The sequence below is a fragment of the Photorhabdus temperata genome (assembly GCF_025384845.1).
Taxonomy (GTDB): Bacteria; Pseudomonadota; Gammaproteobacteria; order Enterobacterales; family Enterobacteriaceae; genus Photorhabdus; species Photorhabdus temperata.
The window spans coordinates 23021-48406 of record NZ_JAJAFX010000029.1; the positions used below are offsets into that span (position 1 = coordinate 23021).

Annotated in this window: 23 protein-coding genes, 6 tRNA genes and 2 pseudogenes; 28 read left to right on the forward strand and 3 right to left on the reverse strand. The window is 45.3% G+C overall.

Features of this window, described 5'->3' with window-relative positions:
* Positions 1 to 11 precede the first annotated feature (11 nt).
* From nagC to LGZ99_RS12860, 7 genes are all read left to right on the forward strand, one after another.
* A complete protein-coding gene (gene nagC, locus LGZ99_RS12830) occupies positions 12 to 1235 on the forward strand; it encodes a DNA-binding transcriptional regulator NagC (protein ID WP_036836813.1) in 1224 nt (407 codons plus the stop codon).
* A 152-nt stretch (positions 1236 to 1387) separates the two neighbouring features.
* Positions 1388 to 1464, forward strand: a tRNA-Met gene (locus LGZ99_RS12835).
* Between the two features lie 5 nt (positions 1465 to 1469).
* Positions 1470 to 1554: transfer RNA gene (locus tag LGZ99_RS12840), tRNA-Leu, on the forward strand.
* A gap of 29 nt (positions 1555 to 1583) precedes the next feature.
* A tRNA-Gln gene (locus LGZ99_RS12845) sits at positions 1584 to 1658 on the forward strand.
* 43 nt (positions 1659 to 1701) lie between these two features.
* Positions 1702 to 1776, forward strand: a tRNA-Gln gene (locus tag LGZ99_RS12850).
* A gap of 59 nt (positions 1777 to 1835) precedes the next feature.
* A tRNA-Met gene (locus LGZ99_RS12855) sits at positions 1836 to 1912 on the forward strand.
* A 4-nt stretch (positions 1913 to 1916) separates the two neighbouring features.
* Positions 1917 to 1991, forward strand: a tRNA-Gln gene (locus tag LGZ99_RS12860).
* Between the two features lie 220 nt (positions 1992 to 2211).
* Here LGZ99_RS12860 and LGZ99_RS12865 read toward each other — a convergent pair.
* The 3 genes and pseudogenes from LGZ99_RS12865 to ubiF form a co-directional block, all read right to left on the reverse strand.
* Positions 2212 to 2403 (reverse strand): annotated as a pseudogene (locus LGZ99_RS12865) (helix-turn-helix domain-containing protein); the annotation flags it as partial.
* Positions 2404 to 2405: 2 nt separating this feature from the next.
* Positions 2406 to 2495, reverse strand: a pseudogene (locus LGZ99_RS12870) (type II toxin-antitoxin system RelE/ParE family toxin); the annotation flags it as partial.
* 77 nt (positions 2496 to 2572) lie between these two features.
* Entirely contained in the window at positions 2573 to 3754 is a 1182-nt protein-coding gene (gene ubiF / locus LGZ99_RS12875; protein WP_081858247.1) for a 3-demethoxyubiquinol 3-hydroxylase, read from the reverse strand.
* A gap of 198 nt (positions 3755 to 3952) precedes the next feature.
* Here ubiF and miaB point away from each other — a divergent pair, with 198 nt between their 5' ends.
* From miaB to ybeD, 21 genes are all read left to right on the forward strand, one after another.
* The gene (miaB, locus tag LGZ99_RS12880) at positions 3953 to 5383 is read left to right on the forward strand and encodes a tRNA (N6-isopentenyl adenosine(37)-C2)-methylthiotransferase MiaB (RefSeq protein ID WP_036836827.1); all 1431 of its coding nucleotides are present in this window, start codon (positions 3953 to 3955) and stop codon (positions 5381 to 5383) included.
* 87 nt (positions 5384 to 5470) lie between these two features.
* Positions 5471 to 6448: a PhoH family protein gene (locus LGZ99_RS12885; RefSeq protein ID WP_196815153.1), complete on the forward strand. Its 978-nt coding sequence runs from the start codon at positions 5471 to 5473 to the stop codon at positions 6446 to 6448.
* Positions 6445 to 6912, forward strand: a complete 468-nt coding sequence (ybeY, locus tag LGZ99_RS12890; protein ID WP_036836828.1) for an rRNA maturation RNase YbeY — start codon at positions 6445 to 6447, stop codon at positions 6910 to 6912. Before LGZ99_RS12885 ends, ybeY begins: the two co-directional genes overlap by 4 nt.
* 72 nt (positions 6913 to 6984) lie before the next feature.
* Positions 6985 to 7866 (forward strand): CNNM family magnesium/cobalt transport protein CorC, encoded by an 882-nt coding sequence (corC, locus tag LGZ99_RS12895; protein ID WP_021323053.1) that lies wholly within the window; start codon positions 6985 to 6987, stop codon positions 7864 to 7866.
* A 7-nt stretch (positions 7867 to 7873) separates the two neighbouring features.
* A complete protein-coding gene (gene lnt, locus LGZ99_RS12900; RefSeq protein ID WP_036836830.1) occupies positions 7874 to 9403 on the forward strand; it encodes an apolipoprotein N-acyltransferase in 1530 nt (509 codons plus the stop codon).
* Positions 9404 to 9521: 118 nt separating this feature from the next.
* Entirely contained in the window at positions 9522 to 9983 is a 462-nt protein-coding gene (locus tag LGZ99_RS12905) for a carboxymuconolactone decarboxylase family protein (RefSeq protein ID WP_036836831.1), read from the forward strand.
* A 454-nt stretch (positions 9984 to 10437) separates the two neighbouring features.
* Positions 10438 to 11331: an amino acid ABC transporter substrate-binding protein gene (locus tag LGZ99_RS12910; RefSeq protein ID WP_036836832.1), complete on the forward strand. Its 894-nt coding sequence runs from the start codon at positions 10438 to 10440 to the stop codon at positions 11329 to 11331.
* A gap of 133 nt (positions 11332 to 11464) precedes the next feature.
* The gene (locus LGZ99_RS12915) at positions 11465 to 12205 is read left to right on the forward strand and encodes an amino acid ABC transporter permease (RefSeq protein ID WP_021323056.1); all 741 of its coding nucleotides are present in this window, start codon (positions 11465 to 11467) and stop codon (positions 12203 to 12205) included.
* Positions 12206 to 12880, forward strand: coding sequence for a glutamate/aspartate ABC transporter permease GltK (gene gltK / locus LGZ99_RS12920; RefSeq protein WP_036836834.1), 675 nt, complete (start codon positions 12206 to 12208; stop codon positions 12878 to 12880).
* Complete coding sequence (locus LGZ99_RS12925) at positions 12880 to 13605, forward strand: amino acid ABC transporter ATP-binding protein (RefSeq protein WP_021323058.1); 726 nt, start codon at positions 12880 to 12882, stop codon at positions 13603 to 13605. Before gltK ends, LGZ99_RS12925 begins: the two co-directional genes overlap by 1 nt.
* A 162-nt stretch (positions 13606 to 13767) precedes the next feature.
* Positions 13768 to 16350, forward strand: coding sequence for a leucine--tRNA ligase (gene leuS, locus LGZ99_RS12930; protein ID WP_262979175.1), 2583 nt, complete (start codon positions 13768 to 13770; stop codon positions 16348 to 16350).
* 13 nt (positions 16351 to 16363) lie between these two features.
* Positions 16364 to 16912, forward strand: a complete 549-nt coding sequence (gene lptE / locus LGZ99_RS12935; protein ID WP_023044459.1) for an LPS assembly lipoprotein LptE — start codon at positions 16364 to 16366, stop codon at positions 16910 to 16912.
* Positions 16909 to 17949, forward strand: a complete 1041-nt coding sequence (holA, locus tag LGZ99_RS12940) for a DNA polymerase III subunit delta (protein ID WP_036836838.1) — start codon at positions 16909 to 16911, stop codon at positions 17947 to 17949. The genes lptE and holA overlap by 4 nt, the downstream gene beginning before the upstream one ends.
* Complete coding sequence (gene nadD, locus LGZ99_RS12945; protein ID WP_046973653.1) at positions 17933 to 18610, forward strand: nicotinate-nucleotide adenylyltransferase; 678 nt, start codon at positions 17933 to 17935, stop codon at positions 18608 to 18610. Before holA ends, nadD begins: the two co-directional genes overlap by 17 nt.
* 98 nt (positions 18611 to 18708) lie before the next feature.
* Positions 18709 to 19035 carry a ribosome silencing factor gene (gene rsfS, locus LGZ99_RS12950; RefSeq protein ID WP_081704199.1) on the forward strand — a complete coding sequence of 109 codons (327 nt, stop codon included), beginning with the start codon at positions 18709 to 18711 and terminating at the stop codon, positions 19033 to 19035.
* A 2-nt stretch (positions 19036 to 19037) separates the two neighbouring features.
* Positions 19038 to 19508, forward strand: a complete 471-nt coding sequence (rlmH, locus tag LGZ99_RS12955) for a 23S rRNA (pseudouridine(1915)-N(3))-methyltransferase RlmH (protein WP_031280715.1) — start codon at positions 19038 to 19040, stop codon at positions 19506 to 19508.
* Positions 19509 to 19546: 38 nt separating this feature from the next.
* Positions 19547 to 21442 (forward strand): peptidoglycan DD-transpeptidase MrdA, encoded by a 1896-nt coding sequence (gene mrdA / locus LGZ99_RS12960; RefSeq protein ID WP_021323063.1) that lies wholly within the window; start codon positions 19547 to 19549, stop codon positions 21440 to 21442.
* Positions 21443 to 21450: 8 nt separating this feature from the next.
* Complete coding sequence (gene mrdB / locus LGZ99_RS12965; RefSeq protein ID WP_021323064.1) at positions 21451 to 22563, forward strand: peptidoglycan glycosyltransferase MrdB; 1113 nt, start codon at positions 21451 to 21453, stop codon at positions 22561 to 22563.
* A gap of 13 nt (positions 22564 to 22576) precedes the next feature.
* On the forward strand, positions 22577 to 23584 hold the full coding sequence (gene rlpA / locus LGZ99_RS12970) for an endolytic peptidoglycan transglycosylase RlpA (RefSeq protein WP_262979176.1): 1008 nt from the start codon (positions 22577 to 22579) through the stop codon (positions 23582 to 23584).
* 162 nt (positions 23585 to 23746) lie between these two features.
* On the forward strand, positions 23747 to 24958 hold the full coding sequence (gene dacA / locus LGZ99_RS12975; RefSeq protein WP_021323066.1) for a D-alanyl-D-alanine carboxypeptidase DacA: 1212 nt from the start codon (positions 23747 to 23749) through the stop codon (positions 24956 to 24958).
* Positions 24959 to 25117: 159 nt separating this feature from the next.
* Positions 25118 to 25381 carry a DUF493 family protein YbeD gene (ybeD, locus tag LGZ99_RS12980; protein ID WP_011145617.1) on the forward strand — a complete coding sequence of 88 codons (264 nt, stop codon included), beginning with the start codon at positions 25118 to 25120 and terminating at the stop codon, positions 25379 to 25381.
* The last annotated feature ends 5 nt before the right edge of the window (positions 25382 to 25386 follow it).

The window sequence follows — 25386 nt, forward strand, 5'->3', positions numbered from 1 at the left end:
CGAAATAACCGATGAGTTACAGCAGCACACAAAAGCAAATTGGTAATATTGACCTTGTAAAGCAACTTAACGGCGCTGTGGTATACCGGTTAATTGATCAACAAGGGCCAATATCCCGGATTCAAATTGCAGAGCAAAGTCAACTTGCACCCGCCAGCGTGACTAAAATTACTCGTCAGTTACTTGAACGCGGCTTGATTAAAGAGGTCGATCAACAAGCCTCTACCGGAGGCCGCCGCGCAATTTCAATCGTTACAGAAAATCGTAATTTCCATACTATCGGTGTCCGCCTTGGCCGCCATGATGCCACTCTCGCGCTTTATGACATGAGTGGCAAGGCATTGGTTGAAGAACATTATCCACTACTTGAAACCACCCAGCAAAAAGTCGAAAACTTGCTTATCCGCGCAATAGAAAACTTTATTCAACAGAATCAGCACAGGATCCGTGAATTAATCGCCATTTCAGTTATCCTGCCCGGCTTAGTTGATCCAAATAGCGGCATCGTCCGTTATATGCCTCACATTAAAGTGACTAACTGGACTCTGGTCGATAACCTGAAAAAACATTTCAACATGACCTGTTTCGTTGGTCATGATATCCGCAGTTTAGCACTGGCCGAACGCTATTTTGGCGCCACCCGTGATTGTGAAGACTCGATATTGGTACGTATCCATCGGGGTGCCGGTGCCGGGGTGATTATAAACAGCCAGATATTCCTCAATAATAGAGGGAATTTAGGTGAAATTGGTCATATTCAAATTGATCCCCTCGGTGAACGTTGTCATTGCGGCAATTTTGGTTGTCTGGAAACTATCGCCTCTAACTCAGCAATTGAAGCGCGGGTTCAACATCAATTAAAGCAAGGTTTTCCAAGCCAGCTAACATTGAATAACTGCAATATCAGAGCTATCTGCCAGGCCGCTAATCAAAATGACCCATTAGCATCTGAAGTGATAAAAAATGTCGGCCATCATCTTGGTAAGGCCATTTCCATCGCCATTAATTTATTTAACCCACAGAAAGTTGTTCTGGCGGGGGAAATTACTGAAGCGCAAAACGTGCTCTTACCCGCTATTCAAAGTTGTATCAATACTCAGGTTTTAAAAGAATTTCGCGAAGATCTGCCAATCGTTGTGTCTGAATTAGTTCACTGTTCCGCTATTGGCGCCTTCGCTCTGACTAAACGTGCTATGCTTAATGGTGTACTGTTACAACGCTTACTCGAAGGGTAATATTCATTTTTTGTTGGTTTTGCCATCAAAATGCTTATAAGCCAAACAAACAAGCGACCTTAAGCAGATTTCAAGAAAAAAGCAGTTGACGCATTTAGCTGATATACGCATAATGCGCCCCGCAACGCCGATGAAGGTAATGCAAAAAAGATGGCTACGTAGCTCAGCTGGTTAGAGCACAGCACTCATAATGCTGGGGTCACAGGTTCGATTCCCGTCGTAGCCACCATCTTTGCGGGAGTGGCGAAATTGGTAGACGCACCAGATTTAGGTTCTGGCGCCGCAAGGTGTGCGAGTTCAAGTCTCGCCTCCCGCACCATTTCTTTCATCAAGTTGTTATCATGCAGATGGGGTATCGCCAAGCGGTAAGGCACCAGGTTTTGATCCTGGCATACCCAGGTTCGAATCCTGGTACCCCAGCCATCATTTTGATAATACAATGCGTTGTGCAGTGAATACTTTCAGTTGGGGTATCGCCAAGCGGTAAGGCACCAGGTTTTGATCCTGGCATACCCAGGTTCGAATCCTGGTACCCCAGCCATTAGATGAATGTTGTCCACTGATATTTTGCGATAAAGTCTCTTGCATCGTAAATAAAATGGCTACGTAGCTCAGCTGGTTAGAGCACAGCACTCATAATGCTGGGGTCACAGGTTCGATTCCCGTCGTAGCCACCATTTTTGGGGTATCGCCAAGCGGTAAGGCACTGGATTCTGATTCCAGCATTCCGAGGTTCGAATCCTCGTACCCCAGCCAGTTAAATCAATGTGTTGCAACAAGCAACATGTTGGCAAAGAATATCAAAAGAATATTCTTTGCAGTGAAGCGCCGCCTTTCGGGATGGCGTTTTTGCTTTTATGCCTATAGTTCCCCATCCGGCTCACCCAATTTTCTTTAATCGCTGTTTATTGCACATCCCACACTTGTCTCATCGCTCTTTCACCGGTCCGGTTGGCTCACGCCTTTCCTATTCCTAATTGCGCAAAGTTCCAACATTAACAGAAATCAACTTGGCAAAACCCGTTTGACTTAAGCCCGTCGCTTGGCGAATACTCTTTACTTTTATCGCCTCAACGTTAGTTTCACGAGAGGGCGCACGTTCACCGTTAATGATCTCATTCATCTGTGTCATGCTTTCAGTCAGCTTGGAAAACAGTTTACTATCCATCTTTACCACCCCTCATTTAACTCTCTCAGAATTTTCTTCTCTGATTCACTCAGGTCGTCCTTAATACCTTTTTTATAAATCAGCAGCAACCTGGTGATTGAATTTGATGAAGTAATTTCCGTTGTCGGTGCAATTACGTTTATTTTATCTGCTAATACCAATCTATACATTACAATCCCAACGCATATTTAAGCGCCGCTTTTTTCATTACTCCAGCTCGTTGAGCTGCCATCAATGCCAGATTACGTGCAACTTTCAGCCCCGGTAACTCATTACTGAACACGGTGTAAAACAGATCCATTCCAGCTTGCATCATCAGGTTATCCGGCATTCTGTGACGCTGATAACGCATAAGCACTTCCAGTGAATCCCATTTTTCTGTTAATTCTCTGGCCTTCACCAAAACATTAAGCAATGTATCCACATCCCGATAACCAAGATTTACTCCCTGCCCTGCCAATGGATTAATGGTATGAGCCGCATCGCCCAGCAATACTAATCCTTCACACACATAACTGTTAGCGTGATGGCGAGCCAAAGGAAATGAGCCGGCGGCAACAGGAGTCACTTTACCTAACCGCACAGGAAAGGCCTGAAAAATCTCCTGTTCAAGTTGAGCCATTGGCATTGCCTGTAACTGCCGTATACGTGCCGGTTTGTCATACCACACCAGCGAAGCCCATTGGTCAAATAGCGGAAGAAATGCTCTTGGGCCAGAAGGGAAAAACTGCTGCCAGGTAATATCTTGCTGTGGCTGCTCGGTTTTTACTGTAATCAACATACAAGCCTGTCTGTATTGCCAACCACGGCTACCAATCCCTGCCATTTGCCGAACCTGAGAGCGAGCACCATCAGCCCCGGCAATCAAACGGGTATTAATTTCAATTCCATTATCCAGAGTGACCAACCAACCCGCTTTCTGTCTCTGCATTGATTGCATTACCGCAGGGCACAGCAAAGTCAAATTAGGATATTTCTCAAACTGCCGCCACAGCGCCAGCTGCAAAATACGGTTTTCAACCATATAGCCCAGCTCAGGCAGACCCAGATTTTGTGCATCAAACACCAAATTGGAATCATTTTGCTCCCAAGTCTCCAATTTGCGATACAGCGCACTGCGCATCTGTAATACCGCATCCCATGCACCAAGTTGTTTGAGCAAATCTACAGAAGCACAACTGATTGCCGATACGCGCACATCAGGATAACTCTGTGCATCATAAGATTGTGGTGGCTGATGATCCAACAAAGCGACTGTCCAGCCTTCTTGCGCCAGTCCCAATGCTGTCGCAGCACCGATCATGCCAGCACCAACCACCACTACATCAAAAATCTGTTGCGAATTATTCATATCAGTCATGCTATTAACTCATTGATTGGCACAGTGTACCGGATTTTTAATCCTTCGGTAGAGAATATCCTGTTTAACAGTCTGGTCACTGCTCCCTCAAATGACTACAATATCCGGCAACTTTATGCCTAATACACAACTGCTTTTGCAGTGCAATAATCTCCTTAAGCACTGTAGAAAGCCCGGATGCACAAGAAAATGTCGACGATAAAAAAACTGTATATTAAAACTTGGGGCTGTCAGATGAATGAATATGATTCATCTAAAATGGCCGACCTGCTCGAAAGTACTCACGGTTATCAGTTAACCAATGTCGCCGAAGAAGCAGACATTTTACTATTGAATACCTGTTCAATCCGTGAAAAAGCACAAGAAAAAGTTTTCCATCAGTTAGGCCGCTGGAAAAATTTGAAAGACACCAATCCAGATATCATTATTGGCGTTGGTGGCTGCGTCGCTTCTCAGGAAGGGGATTTCATCCGTCAGCGCGCCCAGTGTGTAGATATTATTTTTGGGCCACAAACACTGCACCGTTTACCTGAAATGATCAACCAGGTGAAAGGCACCCGCAGCCCGGTTGTTGATATCAGCTTCCCGGAAATTGAGAAATTTGACCGTCTGCCTGAACCACGTGCTGACGGCCCATCTGCATTCGTTTCCATTATGGAGGGTTGCAACAAATACTGTACTTTCTGTGTTGTACCTTATACCCGCGGTGAAGAAGTCAGCCGCCCAAGTGATGATGTTTTGTTTGAAATCGCCCAGCTTGCCGCACAGGGTGTACGTGAAGTTAATCTTCTCGGTCAGAACGTGAATGCTTATCGTGGTGCAACTTATGATGGTGATATCTGCTCTTTCGCTGAATTAATCCGTCTGGTCGCCGCTATAGATGGCATTGATCGTATTCGTTTTACCACCAGCCATCCTATTGAATTCACAGACGATATTATCGCTGTTTATGAAGATACACCGGAGTTGGTTAGCTTCCTGCATTTGCCGGTACAAAGTGGTTCTGATCGCATTCTGACTCTGATGAAACGTGCGCACACTGCCCTTGAATATAAAAGTATTATCCGCAAACTGCGTAAAGCACGACCAGAGATCCTAATAAGCTCTGATTTTATCATCGGCTTCCCAGGTGAAACCCAGGACGACTTTGAGAGAACAATGAAACTGATCGCTGATGTCAATTTCGATATGAGCTACAGCTTCATCTATTCCGCCCGTCCCGGAACGCCAGCAGCGGATCTGCCTGATGACGTCAGCGAAGAAGAGAAAAAACAGCGTCTTTATTTACTGCAACAGCGCATCAATCAACAAGCTATGAGCTATAGCCGTGCTATGTTAGGTAGTGTGCAACGTATTCTGGTAGAAGGAACTTCCCGTAAAAACGTGATGGAACTTTCCGGCCGTACTGAAAACAATCGGGTCGTCAACTTTGAAGGCCAACCGGATATGATTGGCAAATTCGTTGATGTTGAAATTGTTGATGTCTACGCCAACTCACTACGCGGTAAAGTTATCCGTACCGAAGATCAGATGGATCTTCGCATACACGAATCACCTGAATCCGTCATAGCCCGTACCCGCAAAGAAGATGAAATCGGGGTCGGCACTTATCAGCCTTAAATATAGAGATAATCAGTGATTCAACAAACTCATTCACAAGTCGCAACCCAGGAAATTTTCCTCGAACCGGCCGACAATCAGCGCCTGATGAGCCTGTGTGGCCCGTTTGATGACAATTTGAAGCAGCTTGAGCGCCGGCTGGGCATTGAAATCAGCCGTCGTGACAACCGTTTTAAATTGATGGGCAAACCGTTAAGCGTTAGTGCCGCCACCAATATCCTACGCCATTTATATGCGCAAACGGCCCCTGTCCGTAGTGTTATCCCTGATATCAAACCAGAGCAAATTCACCTGGCGATTACAGAGAGCCGGGTTCTAGAGCAAGCTGCCGAAAACATACCTGAGTACGGTAAAGCCGTTAATATTCGAACCAAACGTGGCATGGTGAAACCACGCACACCTAATCAGGCACAGTATATTGCCAATATTCTTAGCCATGATATTACGTTCGGAGTTGGTCCTGCCGGCACAGGAAAAACTTATTTGGCTGTTGCCGCAGCAGTTGATGCACTGGAACGTCAGGAAATTCGCCGTATCCTTCTAACCCGCCCGGCAGTAGAAGCGGGCGAAAAACTGGGTTTCCTGCCTGGCGACCTGAGCCAGAAAGTTGATCCATATTTGCGCCCACTCTACGACGCCTTGTTTGAAATGCTGGGTTTTGAAAAAGTTGAGAAGCTGATCGAACGAAACGTTATTGAAGTTGCCCCATTAGCTTATATGCGTGGACGAACGCTGAATGACGCGTTTATTATTCTAGATGAGAGCCAGAACACAACCATCGAGCAGATGAAGATGTTCCTGACTCGTATCGGCTTCAACTCCAAAGCGGTTGTCACAGGCGACGTTACACAGATTGACCTACCTCGTGGACAGAAATCCGGCCTGCGCCACGCGATTGAAGTTCTGTCAGGGGTCAGCGAATTGAGTTTTAACTTTTTCCACAGTGATGATGTTGTCCGTCACCCGGTTGTTGCCAAAGTGGTCATCGCTTATGAAGAGTGGGAAGCCACGGAGCAAAAACGTAAGCAGACACTCAGTGAACAACGCAAACAGGAAGCACAATGAGTTCAGTAATACTTGATTTACAAATTGCCTGTGAGAACTCACAAAGCCTTCCTGAGGAAACCCTGTTCCAGCACTGGCTGAATGGGGTTTTACCTCAATTTCAATCTGAAAGTGAAGTCACAATCCGCATTGTTGATGAGGCAGAAAGCCACGACTTAAATTTGACTTATCGCGGTAAAGATAAGCCAACAAATGTGCTATCTTTTCCATTTGAAGCACCACCAGAGGTTGATTTACCCCTGCTTGGCGATCTAATTATCTGTCGCCAGGTAGTTGAAAAAGAAGCGGAGGAGCAACAAAAAACAGTAGAAGAACATTGGGCACATATGGTTGTGCACGGCTGCCTGCATCTGCTGGGCTATGACCATATCGAAGATGATGAAGCAGAAGAAATGGAGTCTTTGGAGACAGAAATTATGCAAAAGCTAGGTTATGCTGATCCCTATCTTGCAGAAAAAGAGTAACCACTCTCACCATTTTTATGCTAAAAAATACCAACAACAACTTATTTAATGGGAAATTTTCATTAAAACGCCATGAGCGACGACCATCCTTCAAGTAACGATAACCCTGGCCCTAAGAAAGGGTTTTTTACTCTTCTTCTTAACCAGCTCTTTCACGGTGAGCCAAAAAGCCGTGATGAACTGGTGGAACTGATCCGTGACTCTGAACAAAACGATCTGATTGATCCTGATACCCGCGATATGCTCGAAGGGGTCATGGATATTTCCGATCAACGTGTCCGCGATATCATGATCCCCCGTTCCCAAATCGTTACCTTAAAACGTAATCAAACCCTGGACGAATGTCTGGATGTGATTATCGATTCGGCTCATTCACGTTTCCCTGTGATCAGCGAAGACAAAGATCACATTGAAGGGATTTTAATGGCAAAAGACTTGTTGCCATTTATGCGCACCGATGCCCCACCATTCAGCATAGATAAAGTTCTACGTCAGGCTGTCGTTGTACCTGAAAGTAAGCGGGTTGACCGCATGCTGAAAGAGTTCCGTTCTCTGCGTTATCATATGGCAATCGTCATTGATGAATTTGGTGGTGTATCGGGTCTGGTCACTATCGAAGATATTCTTGAACTGATCGTCGGTGAAATTGAAGACGAATACGATGAAGAAGAAGATGTCGATATTCGAGCTCTGAGCCGTCATACCTATACGGTGCGAGCGCTAACTCAGATTGAAGACTTTAATGAAGCCTTTGGTACCCAATTCAGCGATGAGGAGGTAGATACTATTGGTGGTCTGGTTATGCAGGCATTCGGTCACTTACCCGCCAGAGGGGAGTCTGTTGATATCAACGGTTATCTCTTCAAAGTTGCAATGTCCGATAGCCGGAGAATCATTCAGGTTCATGTTACGATACCGGACGATGCGCCAATGCCTAACCTCGAAGAAGAATAGGATCGGGATGAACAAAGTCTCATTATTAAATTGCCAGCGGCTTCGCGCTTTGCTGGCACTATCTTTCGGAGCCAGTGGAACACTGGCTTTTTCACCTTTTGGCTTCTGGCCTGCTGCCATTATCTCCTTATTTGGGCTACAACTTCTGACTTTAAACAGAACAGTCCGGCAAGCAGCATTTATTGCTTTTTTCTGGGGGCTTGGCCTGTTTGGCACAGGTATAAACTGGGTGTATGTCAGCATTGCCAATTTTGGCGGCATGCCAACCGCTGTTAATATTCTGCTGGTCATATTACTTGCTGCCTATCTCTCACTCTATCCTGCTTTATTTGCTGGCTTACTCAACCGTTTTTTCGCAAAAACGAACGGGTTGAGACTCGCAGTAGCAGCACCTGCATTATGGCAACTCACCGAATTCCTGCGTGGTTGGGTTCTGACCGGTTTTCCCTGGCTACAATTCGGCTATAGCCAATTAGATGGCCCAATGGAAGCCATTGCACCTATCTTAGGTGTTGAAGCCATCACATTCCTGTTAATGGCTATCAGCGGGTTATTAGTTCTGGCTGTCACGCACCGAAAAATTGTCGCGGGTATTATCGCTATCACCATTTTGCTATTACCGTGGTCAATGCGCCATTATCAGTGGTACAACCTGTTGCCTGAAAAAGCCGTTGATGTGGCACTGGTTCAGGGAAATATCCCACAATCCCTGAAATGGGACCCAAAAATGCTCAGTGAAACCCTAGACATCTATATGGGTAATAGCCTGCCATATATCGGTAAAATACCGATAATCATCTGGCCGGAATCTGCAATTCCTTCACTGGAAAGTTACCAACGTAATTTTCTGGCAAAATTGGATATGCTATTACGCAATCAGCACACCAGCCTTATTACCGGCATTGTTGATGAAAGAGCAGTTGATAGTAGCTATAAGACCTACAACAGTTTGATTGTTCTGGGTGATAAAATACCTTATCAATATCCCGCGGCCATTCGCTACGATAAATATCATCTGGTACCATTCGGCGAGTTTGTTCCTCTGGAATCTCTGCTCCGGCCTCTGGCGCCGTTCTTCAATTTGCCAATGTCTTCATTCAGCCGTGGTAACTACACTCAACCACAACTTTCTGTTGCCGGATATAATCTGACCGCCGCCATTTGTTATGAAATTATACTTGGTGAGCAAGTTCGTGCTAATTTCAAACCGGATACTGAATTCTTGCTGACTGTTTCCAATGATGCCTGGTTTGGTCACTCAATCGGCCCCTGGCAGCATTTCCAGATGGCACGTATGCGTTCCCTCGAATTAGGACGCCCATTGTTGCGTGGTACAAATAATGGCATTACAGCCGTTATCAGCCCAGATGGGAAAGTGCAGGCAGTACTCCCACAATTTACCCGTAATGTTTTAGAAGCTAAGGTGACACCCGCAACCGGGATGACTCCGTATGCACGCTGGGGTAACTGGCCTGTGTGGGGAATCACGGTATTGTTTACCCTATTTGCACTGTTCTATAACCGTCGGCAATCTTGACCCAAATATCCATACAAACAAAAGGGAGCGAAATGGCTCCCTATATCATGCAGAAACAAATTAACTTTCAATCCATTTTTTCATTCAATCGATAGAAAAAACAAAGGAGTAACAAGTTATGCAAGCAAACCGTCCGCGGCCAGCGGAAATTTCACCAGAACTTTATAGCGCGGTAGCCAAGGTCGATGAATTAACTTACAAATCAACCCTCGGTAAAGAGCTTATCGAACTCGTCAAGGTAAGAGCTTCTCAAATCAATGGCTGTGCCTTTTGTCTTAATATGCATTCCAAAGCGGCCCGTAAAGCAGGAAGCAGCGAACAAAAACTCTACCTCCTGAGCGCCTGGAAAGAAACTACTATTTTCACATCACGGGAACGTGCCGCTTTAGGCTGGACAGATGTTTTATCCCGGATTGCCGAAATTGAGGCAAATGATGAACATTACACCCCATTATTGGCTGAATTTGATGAAAAAGAGATTGTTGATTTGACGTTATTAATCGGTCTTATCAATCTCTGGAATCGTCTGGCAATTGGTATGAAATATACTTTGCCCAATCCCACCATTGACCCCTCCTGACACAGTTTGGCATGGTTATTCTGTGATAACGACAAAATGACTGTTATTGATAATTAACCATGCCAATCCTCAATGACTAATATTACACAAATAACCTGCTTAAATGATTCATTGGTATTAATTTTAGCCCTCCTTACTACTTTGGCACGTTAATTGCTATTATCTCCATGAATGAAAAGGGAAATACCTGTTTCACTAATAAAAACGGGAAAGTGCACCAAAAAAGTGATAATCACACGCATTGATTGTGCAAAATAAGTAGGATTGTTCATTTATAGTGCGAGACAGCTCCCGAAATAGAAACAATTCATTTTCATTGCCTAACCCTTTTGTACTATTTTTTAACACTATATATACATATAACAGCAAATGATCCTTGATTAAAAACAAATCACAGAGAGACTTTTGCAAACACATGACATCGCAAACGATAATCACATCGAAGGAGTTGTATATGCGAATGCGTAACCTAGTATTAACCATAATGTTACTTGGCGCAGCAAGTGCTGCTCAAGCCGAAGAATTAACAGGGACACTGAAAAAGATTAAAGATGATGGCGTGATCATTGTGGGGCACCGTGAATCCTCTGTACCTTTTTCTTACTACGATAATCAACAAAAAGTCGTCGGCTACTCACAGGATTATTCCAATCTGATTGTTGAAGCCGTGAAGAAGAAACTGGACATGCCAAATCTTCAAGTAAAATTGATACCAGTGACTTCTCAAAACCGTATTCCACTGCTACAAAATGGGACTTATGATTTCGAATGTGGTTCCACTACCAATAACCTTGAGCGCCAGAAACAAGCTACCTTCTCTAATTCCATCTTTATTGTTGGTACTCGTTTGCTGACTAAAAAAGATTCCGGCGTAAAAGATTTCCCAGATTTAGTTGGTAAAAACGTTGTTGTCACCTCCGGTACGACTTCTGAAATATTGCTGAATAAACTCAATGATGAGAAAAACATGAAAATGCGTATCATCAGCGCAAAAGATCATGGTGACGCATTCCGTACTTTGGAATCCGGCCGCGCAGTAGCCTTTATGATGGATGATGCTCTATTAGCTGGTGAACGCGCGAAAGCGAAAAAGCCCGCTCAGTGGGAGATCGTGGGTAAAGCTCAATCTAAAGAAGCTTACGGTTGCATATTACGCAAAGACGATCTTGAGTTTAAAAAGCTGATCGATGAAACCATTATTCAGGCACAAGCCTCCGGCACAGCAGAGAAATCATTTGAGCGCTGGTTCAAACACCCGATTCCGCCCAAGAATCTGAACTTGAACTTCTCTTTGTCTGATGAAATGAAAACACTATTTGAATCGCCGAATGATAAGGCACTTAACTAAAAATATAATTAAAAAAATGACAATTTGATTGGCATCACAGGGTGCGAGGTGGCCGTTCCCTACCTCGCTTTTTTTTCTCGGCCAATCAAGTGTTTTCAAGGGATCAAGCCATACCCTTGCAGGGAGTATTATTATGTCAATTAATTGGAACTGGGACATCTTTTTGCAAGCTGCCCCTTTTGGTAATACCACTTATCTCGGCTGGTTGATAGCCGGATTTCAAGTGACAATTGCCTTGTCTATCTGCGCCTGGATTATCGCTTTCGTTGTCGGTTCATTCTTCGGCATCTTACGCACTGTTCCCAATAAAATATTATCTGGGATAGGTACCTGTTATGTTGAACTTTTTCGTAACGTACCATTGATTGTTCAATTTTTCACCTGGTATCTGGTTATGCCTGAGCTGTTGCCGGAAAAAATCAGTATATGGTTTAAAATTGAACTGGATCCTAACATCCAGTTTTTTATTTCGTCCACTATCTGTTTAGGTCTTTTCACCGCAGCACGTGTGTGTGAGCAGGTTCGGGCTGCTATACAATCATTACCACGCGGTCAGAAAGCGGCGGGGTTGGCAATGGGGTTAACCCTGCCACAAACCTATCGCTACGTCCTGCTGCCAAATGCTTACCGGGTCATCATTCCACCAATGACTTCAGAAATGATGAATCTGGTAAAAAATTCCGCTATCGCCTCCACTATTGGCCTCGTGGATATGGCGGCACAGGCAGGTAAATTACTCGACTACTCAGCACATGCTTATGAATCATTTACTGCTATCACACTGGCCTATATCGGAATCAATCTGGTGATTATGCTTGCCATGCACTTGCTTGAGAAGAAAGTGCGTTTACCGGGTAATATTGGAGGTCAATAAATGTACGAGTTTGACTGGAGTTCTATTGTTCCCAGTATCCCTTTTCTGCTGCAAGGCTTAGTCATTACAGCAAAAATCACCATTATTGCTATCGTTATCGGTATCCTTTGGGGAACCATACTAGCCGTTATGCGCCTCTCTTCTGTAAAAGCCCTGAGCTGGTTTGCAACTTTATATGTCAATCTGTTCCGTTCTGTACCATTGGTCATGGTACTGTTATGGTTCTATCTGATTGTGCCTAGCCTGTTGCAAGATGTTTTGGGGATTTCACCCAAAACAGATATTCGCTTAATTTCAGCAATGGTCGCGTTTGCATTTTTCGAAGCGGCTTACTATTCAGAAATTATTCGGGCAGGCATTCAGAGTATTTCCCGCGGGCAATCTTCAGCGGCATTGGCATTGGGTATGACGTCAATGCAAAGTATGAGACTAGTGATCTTGCCTCAGGCATTCCGTGCAATGACCCCGCTATTACTGACACAGGGGATTGTGCTGTTTCAAGACACCTCACTGGTGTATGTACTCAGCCTGGCGGACTTTTTCCGTACTGCGGCAAATATCGGTGAGCGTGATGGTACTCAGGTTGAAATGATCCTGTTTGCTGGTTTTATCTATTTTATTATTAGTTTTGCCGCATCTATGCTGGTTAACTATTTGAAGAAAAGGACTGTTTGATGATCTCCCTGAAAAATGTATCCAAATGGTATGGCCAATTTCAGGTTCTTGCTGACTGCTCAACTGAAGTTAAAAAAGGTGAAGTCGTTGTGGTCTGTGGCCCATCTGGCTCCGGCAAATCCACCCTGATAAAGACGGTCAATGGTCTGGAATCCATCCAACAGGGTGAAATTCTGGTTAATGACATTAAAGTCAATGACAAAAACACCAATCTGGCGCAATTACGTTCAAAAGTCGGTATGGTGTTCCAGCACTTTGAGCTGTTCCCGCACCTCTCCATCATTGAGAATCTTACTCTGGCTCAGGTTAAAGTGCTTAACCGTGATAAAAAAGCGGCAGAAGAAAAAGGGCTGAAACTGCTTGAACGTGTCGGGCTTACCAGTCAGGCCAACAAATTCCCATCACAACTTTCCGGTGGTCAGCAACAACGCGTGGCAATCGCCCGTGCACTTTGTATGGACCCTATTGCCATGCTGTTCGACGAACCCACTTCCGCACTCGACCCTGAAATGATCAATGAAGTGCTCGACGTCATGGTTAAGCTGGCGGACGAAGGTATGACCATGATGGTTGTTACCCACGAAATGGGTTTTGCCCGTAAGGTAGCCAATCGGGTTATCTTTATGGATGAAGGCAAAATTGTTGAAGACAGCAAGAAAGAAGATTTCTTTGCCAATCCAAAATCGGATCGCGCCAAAGAGTTTCTGGCTAAAATTCTTCATTAGTATTATCTCACTTCCGGTGGTGGCGCCTGTCGCCACCGGATTTTCCCTCAGAACCCCTGTTGCTTGCGTATCAAATCAGATATGCTATGCCGACCTCATATTTCACCAACTAAATGATTGCTACAAGCGTAGCTTTTTACTCACCATAGGATCATCGGTGTCATGCAAGAACAATACCGTCCAGAAGATATAGAGCCGCAAGTTCAGCTTCACTGGCAAGAGAAGCAAACTTTTAAAGTGACAGAAGACAACAGCAAAGAAAAATATTACTGCCTGTCCATGCTACCTTACCCTTCTGGCCGACTACACATGGGTCACGTACGTAACTACACTATTGGTGATGTTATCTCCCGTTACCAGCGTATGCTTGGCAAAAATGTCCTGCAACCTATTGGCTGGGATGCATTTGGCCTGCCCGCAGAAGGCGCGGCGGTAAAAAATAACACCGCACCGGCGCCATGGACCTATGCCAACATCGAATATATGAAAGGCCAGTTGAAAACACTGGGTTTTGGTTACGACTGGGATCGTGAAGTCACTACCTGTACGCCTGAATATTACCGTTGGGAACAGTGGTTTTTCACCAAACTGTATGAAAAGGGCCTAGTTTATAAAAAAACCTCCGCAGTTAACTGGTGCCCCCACGATCTGACCGTTCTGGCAAATGAGCAAGTGGTTGACGGCTGCTGCTGGCGTTGTGACACCAAAGTTGAACGTAAAGAGATTCCACAGTGGTTTATCAAAATCACTGATTACGCCGAAGAGTTGCTAAACGATTTGGATACGCTGGAAGAGTGGCCTGAGCAAGTCAAGACCATGCAACGCAACTGGATTGGTCGCTCTGAAGGTGTAGAAATTACTTTTAATGTGGCTGACAGTCAGGAGAAACTGACCGTCTATACCACCCGTCCTGATACATTCCTGGGTGCCACTTATGTCGCAGTTGCCGCAGGTCATCCTTTGGCAAAACAAGCAACAGAAAATAACCCTGAGCTGACCGCTTTCATTGATGAGTGCCGTAACACCAAAGTTGCTGAAGCAGATATGGCAACAATGGAGAAGAAAGGCATGGCAACCGGCATGTTTGCTATTCATCCATTAACCAAAGAGAAAGTGGCAATCTGGGTTGCAAACTTCGTTTTGATGGAATACAGCACTGGTGCTGTCATGGCAGTTCCTGGTCACGACCAACGCGACTGGGAATTTGCGACAAAATATAACCTGCCAATCAAAGCCGTTATTCTGGACAGTGAAGGCAACGAACCGAATGTTCATGAAGCGCCAGTGACAGACAAAAATGTCCTGTTCAACTCCGGAGAATTCAGCGGCCTGAATCACGAAGCTGGTTTCAACGCCATTGCTGATAAACTGGTCGAAATGGGCGTAGGTAAACGTAAAGTCAACTATCGTCTGCGTGATTGGGGAGTTTCCCGTCAACGTTATTGGGGTGCCCCTATTCCAATGGCAACGCTGGAAGATGGTACCGTTGTTCCGGTACCAGAAGATCAACTGCCGGTTATTCTGCCGGAAGATGTCACCATGAATGGTATCACCAGCCCGATTAAAGCTGATCCTGAGTGGGCGAAAACCACTATCAACGGTCAGCCAGCGCTGCGTGAAACAGATACCTTCGATACCTTTATGGAATCTTCCTGGTACTACGCTCGTTACACCTGTCCAGAATATGACAAAGGTATGCTTGATCCAGCTGCGGCTAACTACTGGCTGCCAGTTGATCAATATATCGGTGGTATCGAACACGCTATCATGCACCTGATGTATTTCCGTTTCTTCCACAAACTGATGCGTGACGCTGGTATGGTCAATTCTAATGAGCCAGCAAAACGTCTGCTGTGTCAGGGAATGGTTCTGGCCGATGCTTTCTATCATATCGGCGAAAATGGCGAAAAAGTTTGGGTTTCCCCAGCTGACGCTCTTATTGAACGTGATGATAAAGGTCGTATCATCAAGGCGACAGACAAAGAAGGCCATAAGCTGGTTTACACCGGTATGAGCAAAATGTCTAAATCCAAAAACAACGGTGTTGATCCACAATTGATGGTGGACAAATACGGCGCCGATACCGTCCGCCTGTTTATGATGTTCGCTGCTCCACCAGAATTGACTCTGGAATGGCAAGAGTCCAGTGTTGAAGGAGCAAACCGCTTCCTGAAACGTGTATGGCGCCTAGTTTATGAACATAGCAGTAAAGGAACAACTCAACCGCTGGAGATCACAAATCTGACCGTGGAACAGAAAGATCTGTTTCGTGATCTGCACAAAACCATCGCTAAAGTTACCGATGATGTCGGTCGCCGTCAGGCATTCAACACGGCCATCGCTGCCGTGATGGAATTGATGAATAAACTGACTCGCGCACCACAGGAAACGGAGCAGGATCGCGCTCTGATGCAGGAAACGCTGTTGGCGGTTGTCCGTATGTTGTCACCAATCACGCCTCATGCTTGTTTTACTATGTGGCAAGCTCTGGGCGGTGAAGGCGATATCGATACGGCTGACTGGCCGCAAGCTGATGAGCAGGCAATGGTTGATGACACCAAACTGGTAGTCATTCAAGTTAACGGTAAAGTACGTGGTCGTGTTACCGTACCGGCAGATTCTACTAAAGAATATGTTCATGATATGGCAGTAAAAGAACATGGAGTGGCGAGATACCTTGAAAACGTCACCATTCGTAAGGTCATTTATGTACCAGGCAAACTGCTGAATCTGGTCGTCAGCTGATAAAGGAGGCAATGTGCGGCATCGTATTTTAACGTTGTTGCTGGGGTTAGCGGTGCTGGTCACCGCTGGCTGCGGTTTTCATCTGCGCGGTACCACTCAGGTACCACCGGAGCTCAAAAAGCTGCAATTAACAGGCAGTGATCCATATGGACCTCTGACCCGTTCTGTTCGCCAACAACTTCGTCTGAATAACGTCACTATCCTTGAGAATGGTAGCGCCGAAATCCCTATTCTGAGGCTAATCCGTTCTTCTGAAAACAAAGACACCGTTTCCGTTTTCCAGGATGGTAAGGCTGCTGAACGCCAACTGACACTGTATGTCGATGCACAGGTTATTATGCCAAACGGTAGCATTTACCCGCTTCGATCCAGAGTTGACCGTTCTTTCTTCGACAACCCGTTAGAGGCACTGGCAAAAGATGCTGAAAACGAGATGATCAATCAAGAAATGCGCGAACAGGCTGCACGTCAGTTAGTTCGCCAGTTACTGACTGTTCACAGTGCAGAAAAACAGAAAGCCAGAGAAAAACAAGCGGAACAGCAAGCTGCGCCAGCACAATGATCAAACTCTATCCCGAACAACTGATTTCGCAGCTCAATGAAGGGCTGCGAAACCGTTATCTGATATGGGGCAATGAACCCCTGCTATTACAGGAAAGCCAGGATCATATTCGCAAGGCGGCTGAACAACGCTCTTTCACTGAACACTTCACTTATACTCTGGATAATCATACCGAATGGGGTGAAGTGTTCAGTGTTTGCCAGTCATTAAGCCTGTTTGCCAGTCGTCAAACACTCACTTTACTGTTGCCGGAAAATGGCCCTAACACAGTAATGGCTGAACAACTGGTAAAACTGGCGGAACTACTTCATCCGGATATGCTGCTGATATTGCGCGGTTTGAAATTAACCAAAGCTCAGGAAAACAGTAGCTGGTTTAAAACATTAGGGAAAAATGGTGTTTACATCAGTTGTCAAACGCCCGAATTGAACCGCCTGCCTCAATGGGTCGCGCAACGGGCCAAAGTCATGAAACTGACTCTGGAAGAGCAAGCCAATCAACTGCTGTGTTACTGCTATGAAGGAAATTTATTGGCGCTGACTCAGGCTCTTGAACGGCTCTCCCTGCTATATCCAGATGGTAAACTGACCTTACACCGTATTGAAAATGCGGTGAATGATGCGGCTCACTTTACACCTTATCACTGGGTAGACTCTCTATTATCAGGTAAGGCAAAACGAGCCTGGCATATTCTAAAACAGTTACAACAGGAAGATTGTGAGGCCGTTATTTTGTTACGTACCATACAGCGTGAATTGCTGCTGCTACTTACACTAAAGCGCCAAAGTACCACAATTCCCATAAAAACTCTGTTAGATCAATATCGGATATGGCAAAACCGCCGTCCGTTACTAACAAATGCACTGCAACGCTTAACTCAGCATGATTTACAGCTGGCAGTCCATTTACTTGTACAAATGGAACTCCGGGTGAAACAAGATTACGGTCAATCCGTTTGGCCAGATTTAGAAACAATTTCCATGTTGTTATGTGGGAAAACATTACCTGAGAGCTTTTTTAATGTCTCACGCCATTGATTCTCTTTGCCCGACACATCCCGTTATTCAGGCATTATTTGGTGGAACATTTGACCCAATTCATTATGGGCACCTGCATCCAGTTGAAGCTCTGGCACATCAAACTGGCCTAAAGCAAGTGATTCTACTGCCAAATCACGTCCCTCCCCACCGCCCACAACCAGAAGCCACCGCGCAACAACGGCTTGAAATGGTTCGGCTGGCAGTACAGGGCAATCCACTATTCACCATTGATACCCGTGAACTGGAGCGTACCACCCCATCGTACACAATTGATACGTTGGAATCATTCCGTCAAGAGTTTGGTGAAAATCAACCACTGGCATTTATAATCGGCCAGGACGCTTTGTTATCACTACATACCTGGCATCGCTGGCAAGAGTTGCTGAATATCTGCCATTTGCTGGTTTGTGCTCGTCCCAGTTATCAAACCCGGCTTTCTACAATCGAAATGCGGCAATGGCTTACACAACATCAAATCGACGATCCCGCTCTGCTTAGTAGCAAACCCAACGGTTATATCTATCTGGCAGATACACCATTGTTACGTATCTCAGCAACAGATATCCGGCAACGTCACCAGCAAGGGCTAAGTTGTGATGATTTGTTATCCCCTTCAGTACAAAAGTATATAGATTCACAGGGGTTATATCGCCAATAGCGAAATCTGCCCCGATTAGTCACTTAGTTGGCTTACCCTTGGGTGACCTGGCATGCTATTATCCCGCACTATTTGATCAATTTTGATAAAAAATAAGGATGAACCTTTTGCAAGGTAAAGAACTCCAACAGTTTGTTATTGATAAACTTGAAGACTCCAAAGCACAGGATATTATTTCTCTGGATGTTCACGGCAAATCCAGCATTACCGATTGCATGATTATCTGCACCGGAACCTCCAACCGCCATCTGATGTCTGTCGCAGATAATCTGGTTGATGACTGTCGTGCGAGTGGTTTGACTCCACTTGGTGTTGAAGGACAGGGCATATCTGACTGGATTGTCGTAGACCTCGGTGAAGTTATTGTACATGTGATGCAAGAAGAGAGTCGCCGCATGTATGAACTTGAAAAGCTTTGGAGCTGAGTTTGAAGCTGCAATTAGTCGCTGTAGGTACAAAAATGCCGGACTGGATACAGGCCGGCTTTATGGATTATTTGCGCCGTTTTCCAAAAGACATGTCATTTGATCTGGTAGAAATTCCGGCTGGAAAACGAGGCAAAAACGCGGATATTAAACGCATTCTGGAAAAAGAAGGCGAACAAATGCTGGCTGCTGTCGGCAAAAGCAACCGTATTATTACTCTGGATATTCCTGGTTCCCGTTGGGAAACACCTCAACTGGCGCAACAGCTTGAACATTGGAAACAGGATGGCAGAGATGTCAGTTTGCTGATCGGCGGACCAGAAGGTCTTGCGCCGGCATGTAAAGCCGCCGCAGAACAGAGCTGGTCACTGTCGCCACTGACCTTGCCCCATCCTTTGGTCCGGGTTTTAGTTGCAGAAAGCCTGTACCGGGCATGGAGTATTACCACCAATCATCCCTATCATCGGGAATAATTTGGTTACCAACGGATAAAGCGAATTCTGGCAATGGGATGAAAAATAAACGTACCCCTTTTCGTGATTACACGGCTGAATCAGCCCTGTTTGCCCGCCGCGCATTGGTGGCGTTTATTGTTATCCTGGTACTGACTGGTGTCTTGGTTGCCAATCTTTATCATTTACAAATCACCCGCCACGAAGACTACCAAACCCGCTCAAACGAAAACCGCATTAAACTGGTTCCAATCGCGCCAAGCCGGGGTATTATTTATGACCGTAAAGGCACACCATTGGCGCTTAACCGAACAATTTACCAGTTGGAAATTGTACCTGAAAAGGTAGAGCATCTTGAGCAAACGCTAAATGATTTACGGGATGTTATCGATCTGACTGACGAAGACATTGCCAACTTTGAAAAAGAACGTAAGCGCTCACGCCGCTTTACCTCTATCCCATTGAAAACGTCGCTTGATCATATTCAAGTGGCGCGTTTTGCTGTTAACCAGTACCGTTTCCCCGGCCTTGAAATAAAAGGCTATCAACGCCGTTTCTACCCTTATGGTTCAGCATTGACTCATATCATTGGCTATGTCGCTAAAATTAACGATAAAGATGTAGAACGGTTAGATAAGGAAGGTATTTTACCCAATTATGCAGCCACCCATGATATCGGCAAGCTGGGTATTGAACGTTATTATGAGTCTGTTTTACACGGCAGAACCGGTTATGAAGAAGTCGAAGTCAATAATCGCGGCCGTGTGATACGTCAATTACATGAACAACCGCCGCAAGCCGGACAGGATATTTACCTGACTATCGATCTTGAATTGCAGATCTATATTGAGAAACTTCTCACAACCAGCCGGGCCGCTGTCGTTGTCAGTGATCCACGGAATGGGGAAATTCTGGCCCTGGTATCTAATCCAAGTTATGACCCAAACCTGTTCGTAAACGGTATCTCCAATAAGAACTATCAGGAATTATTAAACAACCCTGACCGACCGCTTATTAATCGTGCGACTCAAGGGATCTATCCTCCTGCTTCAACGGTTAAACCTTTCATTACCGTTGCAGCACTCAGCACAAGCGTTATCAATAAAAATACAACCATTTTTGATCCAGGCTGGTGGCAATTGCCAGGTTCAGAAAAACGCTACCGTGACTGGAAACGCTGGGGGCATGGTAGTCTCAATGCATATAGAGCCATTGTGGAATCTTCGGATACTTTCTTCTATCAAGTTGCCTATGATATGGGCATTGATCGTCTGTCTGAATGGATGACCAAATTTGGTTATGGAGAATACACCGGAATCGACCTGGCTGAAGAACGTACAGGGATCATGCCAACCCGAGAGTGGAAGCAAAGAAAACATAAAAAACCCTGGTATCAGGGAGATACTATTCCTGTAGGTATCGGCCAGGGATATTGGACAGCAACCCCCATTCAAATGGTCAAGTCGCTGACAACCTTAATTAACGACGGTAATGTGAAAACGCCGCATCTGTTACTGGGTAAAAAGTTGAAAGGTGAGATGATCCCTTATCAGCAAACGGAAAATATTCAGATCGGTGATATCCATTCAGGGTACTGGGAACTGGCGAAAAGTGGCATGTATGGTGTTGCTAACCTGCCAAATGGCACCGGGCACAAGAGTTTTATCGGCACACCGTATAAAGCAGCCGTTAAATCAGGAACAGCACAGGTCTATAGTTATGAAACTTACAATGCCAGTAAAATTGCTGAACATTTGCGGGATCACAAACTGATGATTGCTTTCGCCCCTTATGAGAATCCAACAGTAGCCCTTTCCATTATTTTAGAAAATGGTGGTGCAGGTCCGGCAGTGGGAACCCTTGTTCGCCAAATCCTCGACCATGTACTGTTAGGGGATAACAATACAATATTACCGGATGCTGTCCCAACACCACCCGGAACAGAAAGTGACTGAATAACACCATGACAGAAAACCAGAAAAAGGTTCCTCTCTGGACCAGATTACATATCGACCCACCATTGCTGTTGTGCATTCTGGCACTACTGGTATACAGCGCTTTTGTTATGTGGAGCGCCAGCGGTCAAGATATGGGGATGATGGAGCGCAGAATCGGCCAAATTGGCGCCGGATTTGTTGTCATGATCATTATGGCGCAGATCCCACCAAGAGTTTATGAAAGCTGGGCGCCTTATCTATATATTGTTTGTGTCATTTTACTGATTTTTGTCGATGCTTTCGGGCAGATCAGTAAAGGGGCTCAACGCTGGCTTGATCTGGGGATCATCCGTTTCCAGCCTTCTGAAATTGCCAAAATCGCAGTACCACTGATGATTGCCCGTTTTATGAACCGCGATTTATGTCCGCCATCGCTGAAAAATACCACTCTCGCTTTAATGCTGATTTTTCTACCGACTTTATTGGTCGCCGCCCAACCAGACCTGGGTACTTCAATTCTGGTCGCGGCTTCGGGTCTGTTTGTCCTGTTCCTTGCAGGAATGAGCTGGCGGCTGATTGGTATTGCAGCTCTGCTATTGGCCTGCTTTATCCCTATTTTGTGGTTCTTTCTGATGCATGGATACCAGCGTGATCGCGTAATGATGTTACTTGATCCGGAAACTGATCCATTGGGTAAGGGCTACCATATCATTCAATCGAAAATCGCTATTGGCTCCGGTGGCTTATCAGGTAAAGGCTGGTTATTGGGGACACAATCTCAGCTGGAATTTCTCCCTGAACGCCATACTGACTTCATATTTGCCGTGCTATCAGAAGAGCTTGGTCTGGTTGGCGTGCTACTGTTATTAACATTATATTTGTTATTAATTATGCGCGGACTGGTTATCGCAACCAGAGCACAGAATACTTTTGGCCGGGTCATGGTTGGCGGCCTAATGCTGATCTTGTTTGTGTATATCTTCGTAAATATCGGCATGGTGAGCGGTATCCTGCCTGTGGTAGGGGTTCCTCTGCCATTTGTCAGTTATGGCGGTTCAGCATTGATCGTCTTAATGGCTGGTTTCGGAATTATAATGTCGATTCACACTCACAGAAAATTATTATCTAAAAGTTTATAGAGAAGAGGTTTCAATGCGTCAACACTGGCTTATACTCGGCATGATTGTGGCTTCATTATCCGGCTGTACCACTCCTGACGAGCAAAAATCTTCCCCGTTACCGGCAGTACCAACGCAAGATGTTCTGGGCGCGGAGCCTCATTATGAGCCTTATCACCCCAGCGCCAATAATGATTATCAGATGAACGGACATATTTATCATATTGTTCAAGACCCATCTCAGTTTAGTGAAACAGGTTATGCCAGCTGGTATGGCGCAGAATCCAGTGGCAAAATGACAGCGATTGGTGAGCGTTTCAATCCTTATGCTCTGACGGCAGCCCACCCCACTCTGCCAATTCCGAGTTATGTCCGAGTGACCAACTTGAGTAATGGCCGTATGATGGTTGTCAGAATCAATGACCGTGGTCCTTATAAACAGGGACGGATTATCGATCTGTCAAAAGCTTCTGCTGAACGTCTGAACCTGACTCAAAGTACCAAAGTTAAGATTGATTTTATTCAGGTTGCCCAAGATGGTTCTTTATCTGGTCCCGGTACTGTCGGCAGCCAGATAGTTAAACAGAGTTATGCACTACCCGGCAGGCCAGTTCTAACAACAGGGCCACTGGGAACACCAACAATGGAGAATATTCCCGATCAAACGGGCAGCCAGCCTTTGGCAAATCAACCAGTGGAGCAGACACAACCGTTGACGATACAGCCGGAAGTCACTGGGCAACTGCCGGCAATGAAGTTACAACCGTCTAAACTTGTAACAAACAGTATGTCAACAACGGCTGCATCATCCCCTCCAACAAGTGGTTTTATGGTCCAGGTTGGTGCAGTTAGCAGTGAACAACGGGCAAAGGAGTGGCAACAAACCCTAGAACAACGCTTTAATGTTCAAGGACGAATAACCCAATATAGCAACGTTTACCGAGTACAATTGGGGCCATTCAACAATCGCCAGCAAGCCACCGATTTACAACAGAAGCTGGCTGATCAAATACAACAATCTTCCTTTATCGTCAGCCCTTAATTGTTCGCTTGCTGATATCTGGCTTTAATACTGATATCAGCAAGCGAGGTAAAAAAATGTAAACCTGTTGCTTGTTAAAATTTGCCAATGTCAGTATTTTTTTTCATTTGCTATGATGTGGCCCGATATCAACCTTTTCTCACGGATGTTGTCCAACCGACCATGAAATATACAACCACTTCTCGTTTTATAAAAAGTGCCACCCTAGGTATTGCGCTGGCAATAAGTGCTTCTGCCTTTGCCGATGGGAACGATGTAAATCTGAAAACGATGATCCCAGGTGTGCCTCAGATTGATGCTGAAGCTTATATTCTTATCGACTATAACTCAGGCAAAGTTCTGGCTGAAATGAACGCGGACGCACACCGTGATCCTGCCAGTTTGACAAAAATGATGACCAGTTACGTTATTGGTCAGACAATCAAATCAGGCAAAATCGGCCCAAATGATATGGTCACTGTTGGCACTGATGCATGGGCAACAGGTAATCCGGTATTTAAAGGCTCTTCCCTGATGTTCCTCAAACCAGGAGATCAGGTCTCAGTTTCTATGTTATCTCGCGGTATAAACCTGCAATCCGGGAATGATGCCTGTGTTGCAATGGCGGATTATGTTGCCGGCAGCCAAGAGTCTTTCGTTAATCTAATGAACGGCTATGTAAAATCCCTTGGCTTACAGAATACACATTTCAAAACTGTTCATGGTCTGGATGCGGAAGGCCAATACAGCTCTGCCCGTGATATGGCGTTGATTGGTCAGGCCCTGATCCGCGATGTCCCTGAAGAGTATGCTATCTATAAAGAGAAAGAATTTACCTATAATAATATCCGTCAAACAAACCGAAACGGCTTATTGTGGGATAAAAGCCTGAATGTAGATGGTATAAAAACCGGCCACACGAATGCCGCAGGCTATAATCTGGTCGCTTCCGCAACGGAAGGCGATATGCGTCTGATTTCTGCGGTATTAGGCGGCCATACTTATAAGGGCCGTGAAACAGAGAGCAAGAAACTGCTGACCTGGGGATTCCGTTTCTTTGAAACCGTCGCGCCACTGAAAGCTGGCAAAGAATTCGCTTCTGAACCGGTTTGGTTTGGAGACAACGATAGGGTCCAGCTAGGCGTTGATAAAGATGTTTATCTGACTATTCCCCGCGGTCGTCTGAAAGATTTGAAAGCCAGCTATGTCATGAATAATACTGAACTACATGCACCGCTAGCGAAAAATCAGGTCGTCGGTACCATCAATTTTCAACTTGATGGCAAGACTGTCGAACAGCGCTCATTAGTCGTTATGAACGAAGTGAAAGAAGGCAGTATCTTCAGTCGTTTTATCGATTACATCAAACTGCTATTTCATCATTGGTTTGGCTAATCCCTGAAATAGTTAAACTACAAAAAAACAAAACCCAAGAAGCGAGCCAGGCTACAGCCTAACCGCAATAAAAATCCCCGCGATTTAAAGCGGGGAAGATATCGAATTTTACAGAAGAGACTGACCGTACGTATTGCGGAAAGCAAAACAGGAGCGCCCATGAAAACAAAATTAAATGAACTGCTTGAGTTCCCTTGTTCATTCACTTACAAAGTGATGGGCTTGGCTGAACCTGAGTTAGTCAATCAGGTCGTTGAAGTAGTTCAGCGCCATGCGCCGGGCGATTACTCTCCACAAGTGAAACCAAGCAGCAAAGGCAACTACCACTCAGTATCCATTACTATTAATGCAACTCATATTGAACAGGTAGAAACTCTGTATGAAGAGTTAGGTAACCTTGAACTGGTACGAGTCGTGTTGTAATACAA